Raw genomic sequence first — 3,436 nt, forward strand, 5'->3', positions numbered from 1 at the left:
ACACGGAAGTTAAGCTTCAGCACGCTGATAGTAGTTGGGGGATCGCCCCCTGCGAGGATAGGACGTCGCTACGCGAAGAGTAAGGAATCCGGAGAGGGATTCCTTTTTTTATACAAAAAATTAAAAGAAGGTCGGGCGCATGACCATAACGACAGTGTGTCCGGCGACTAAGTGGCGTCAGAAGCAAAACGGACGTGTAGCTTCAGATGATTTTTCCGAGCTACTGTTACGGTTCCTATCTATGTATAAGGAAAACGTGCAAACGAATCAAAATCATGACAAGTCATGGACGGTATCTTGCGTTGACGGTACGCTTTCAGATTCTATAATGCTTGGGTTGTGGGTGGTCCAATTCTGACATTGATGCGTAGATGAATTGACACTTATTTCAAATTGCCGATAATGTTCGTACGCACTACTGTCAAAAGAAATTACTGGCCCACTAAGCAAGATTAGAAGAATAGTCATTTTAAAAAGGTAACGGCACTTCCATGCGGGAAGGTCGTTACCTTTTTTTGTGAGCAGTTACAGTAATCCTTATAGATGACGATCACTCTGGCGTTGTGTAACCTTAGTTGATCGCGATTGCCAGTACTTTCTGACCAATGCAATGATAACGACCAGGCCACTGAATTGGCAGGCCGTCATTAGGCCAAAGCCCATGTTAAAGGCGTTGATACTCCCACTAACGAGACTGAGTGCGGCAAATACTGTTAAGCCAATCCAATGTATCCGCTTCGTCCAAGTGTTCGGATGGCGCCGGGCAATGCCCAAGTTGAGCATAAGACCAATTAACAAGAGGATGAGAAAGTCCATCCAGTAAAGAGCAGGGAATGTTGAAAATTGGGTGACGCGTTCCACTAGGAGAACGCCGAAGAGGACTACTAATAGGCTGGCATTTGGGTGGGTAACTGGTTTCGTTACGGGTGCGGTTGCTGTGTCCTGTAAAAGGTTATCTACCGGGACGGCATATAGAGTAGCTAATTGGGTAATGGTGGCGATGTCCGGTTGGTTCCGGCCAGTCTCCCAGCTGGAAACGGTCTGCCGTGAGACGTGTAGTTGGTCTGCCAGTGCCGTTTGGGTCAGTTGTTGCGTTTGTCGGAATTTTTTTAAACGTGCGCCTAGTTCTGTCGATTCCATGGGGGCACCTCACTTCCTTAATAATTGCTGTTAACTCTAGCATAGAGAATCAACGGGAAATAGCAAGCTATTCTCGCTAGCATCCGTATCATTCAGGGATTTGAACGGGTACGCTGAAAGGGAGTGGAGGAGATGATGTCCAATGCAAAATGGACAAGCGAAAATGGTTCAGGTAACCGCGCTACGGAAAAAGTTCGGTCACCGTGTGGTCTTGCGTGATGTGAATTTCGCATTTTCAACTGGTGAAGTTGTCGGCTTAGTCGGGCCCAATGGTGCGGGCAAGACGACTATTATGAAAGCATTATTGGGCCTGCTAGCTACAGATGCTGGTAACGTTCGGATTTTGGGACAACCCGTTTCAGTCAATACCCATACTGTTGTGACCCAACAGGTAGGCGCGCTCATCGAACGCCCAGCAATTTATCCGTTTTTGACTGGTTGGCAACATTTGCAACTGATGACGACTTCCGGGGAACAAATGACGTGGGTAGTGCAGGTCCTCCAAATGGAAGCCTATATTCACCGGCCGGCCAAACGGTATTCACTAGGCATGAAGCAAAAGCTGGGAATTGCCATGGCGTTGGTGAATCGCCCACGGTTAGTCATATTGGACGAGCCGATGAATGGATTAGATCCCCAATCGGTTAAGCGGCTACGCCATTTGATTGGTCAGTTGGCAGGGGAAGGTATCACATTTTTAATTTCCAGCCATGTTTTGAGTGAGCTGGAAAAGATCATTGATACAGTGATCTTAATTGATCAGGGAGAAGTGTTGCTCCAACGGACGATGACGCAACTTCGGGAATCGGCGCGGCAAGCTTTAGTAGTGCGGACGGGACGACGGAAAATGCACGGGCCTTGCAGGTGCTTTTACAGGCAGACTATCCAGTGACACTGCGGGGCAGCAACTTAATCGTGATGAAGTCGGTTGCGTTGACACCCTTACTGCGTACCCTTCTCGACGCGCATCTTCAAATTTTAAAGGTAAGCCAGCACCGGGAAGATTTAGAGACAGTCTTGTTACGCTTATTGGCAGAGAGGAAGGCATAGACCATGGGACAATTAATTCAGCAGGAGATTTTTAAATTCAGACATCAGCGTATGGCGTGGCTGGCCCCCGTCATCTTGGTGCTTTTAATGGGCGGACTGGCCATGACGGCCCACAGCGCATCAGTCAATGATCAGAAATTTTATATTTCATCGGCGTATGGTGGGTTTCAATGGCTGACGATGCTTATCATTGTGATTGGCGCTAGCTGTGTGACAATGGAATTCGAGTATGGGACGATCAAACAGTTGGCGACGCAGGTGAATCATCGCTGGACGATCTTTGTGGGGAAGTATGTACTAGTTCTCGGGTATAGCGTGTTAGGTCATGGGTTGGCCATTATCGTGACACTATTGCTCAAGACTAGTGTTGGGCGGGGCCTACACTGGCGGACCATTTACCTCTATCACCAATCACTATTGGCTAATTTAGTGACTAATGTGGGGCTGGATATGTATGGTGGCGTGATGATTATTGGACTGGTCTTCTTGCTGGCAAGCTGCAGTCATAACAGTGCGGCGGCAATCGCTATTGGCATGGGTGTCTGTTTCATGGGGGAAGGGGTATCCAGTTTGTTATTGCAGTCGTTTAAGTCGTTATTGCCAGTGATGAAATGGAATCCGTTTAACATGTTCTTCTTACAGGAAGAGTATGCCAATCCCAGTTATCAGCAGAATGTGACCCATTTGACGATCCAGCAGTTGAGTGTTGGCAGTCTTGTGTGGGCGTTATTCTTGGTAGCGGTCGGTGCGGTGGTCTTTTCGAGACGGCGGATTTAGGCTTGGCCGGAAACGTGAGTTGCAAGTTAGATATGCTGGCAAGCGTCACGGCGACATCCTATCAAAAAAGACTTTTGGCCCGTGATATGGGGAGAGCGAGGGACGGGCCTGGAGCCGCTACCAACGAATAGTGGGGTTATCGATATTGTTTTTGGATTTTTGTTGACACTGCAACGATGTGCATGGTATATTATCTAAGTTGTCTTTTACGACAGTAGCTCGTTAATTTAAAAAGTTAAATTGCTTGTTGACAAGTGGTCTGACAAAATGGTATATTAATTGAGCTGCTTCATTAGGCAGCCAACAACCTAGTTTAATTAACTTAAACTTATTGTTGACATCATATTGGTTGAATGATATGATTATTAAGTTGTCTGCGAGAGCGGATGGCTGGTAGACCTTTGAAAACTGAACATTGTTTCGACAAACCAAATATGTGTAGGGCGGTTTGATACTTGGTATCAAACCC

At 47.0% G+C, this 3,436-nt stretch carries 3 protein-coding genes; 2 read left to right on the plus strand and 1 reads right to left on the minus strand.

The features are described from left to right. Positions 1-537: 537 nt before the first annotated feature. A complete protein-coding gene (locus EKM75_RS12590; protein ID WP_125694945.1) occupies positions 538-1,140 on the minus strand; it encodes a helix-turn-helix domain-containing protein in 603 nt (200 codons plus the stop codon). A gap of 142 nt (positions 1,141-1,282) precedes the next feature. Between EKM75_RS12590 and EKM75_RS12595 the strand changes: the two genes are divergently transcribed. Together EKM75_RS12595 and EKM75_RS12600 are read left to right on the plus strand one after the other, a co-directional pair. Next, positions 1,283-2,032 (plus strand): ABC transporter ATP-binding protein, encoded by a 750-nt coding sequence (locus tag EKM75_RS12595; protein WP_125694947.1) that lies wholly within the window; start codon positions 1,283-1,285, stop codon positions 2,030-2,032. A gap of 161 nt (positions 2,033-2,193) precedes the next feature. Further along, on the plus strand, positions 2,194-2,967 hold the full coding sequence (locus EKM75_RS12600; protein WP_125694949.1) for an ABC transporter permease: 774 nt from the start codon (positions 2,194-2,196) through the stop codon (positions 2,965-2,967). The last annotated feature ends 469 nt before the right edge of the window (positions 2,968-3,436 follow it).

Source organism: Levilactobacillus tongjiangensis (assembly GCF_003946345.1).
Lineage (GTDB): Bacteria > Bacillota > Bacilli > Lactobacillales > Lactobacillaceae > Levilactobacillus > Levilactobacillus tongjiangensis.

Bases quoted from the DNA above. Each gene is read 5' to 3' on its own strand.
- EKM75_RS12595 (WP_125694947.1), top strand. From the start codon at position 1,283: ATGCAAAATGGACAAGCGAAAATGGTTCAGGTAACCGCGCTACGGAAA.
- EKM75_RS12590 (WP_125694945.1), bottom strand. From the start codon at position 1,140: ATGGAATCGACAGAACTAGGCGCACGTTTAAAAAAATTCCGACAAACG.
- EKM75_RS12600 (WP_125694949.1), top strand. From the start codon at position 2,194: ATGGGACAATTAATTCAGCAGGAGATTTTTAAATTCAGACATCAGCGT.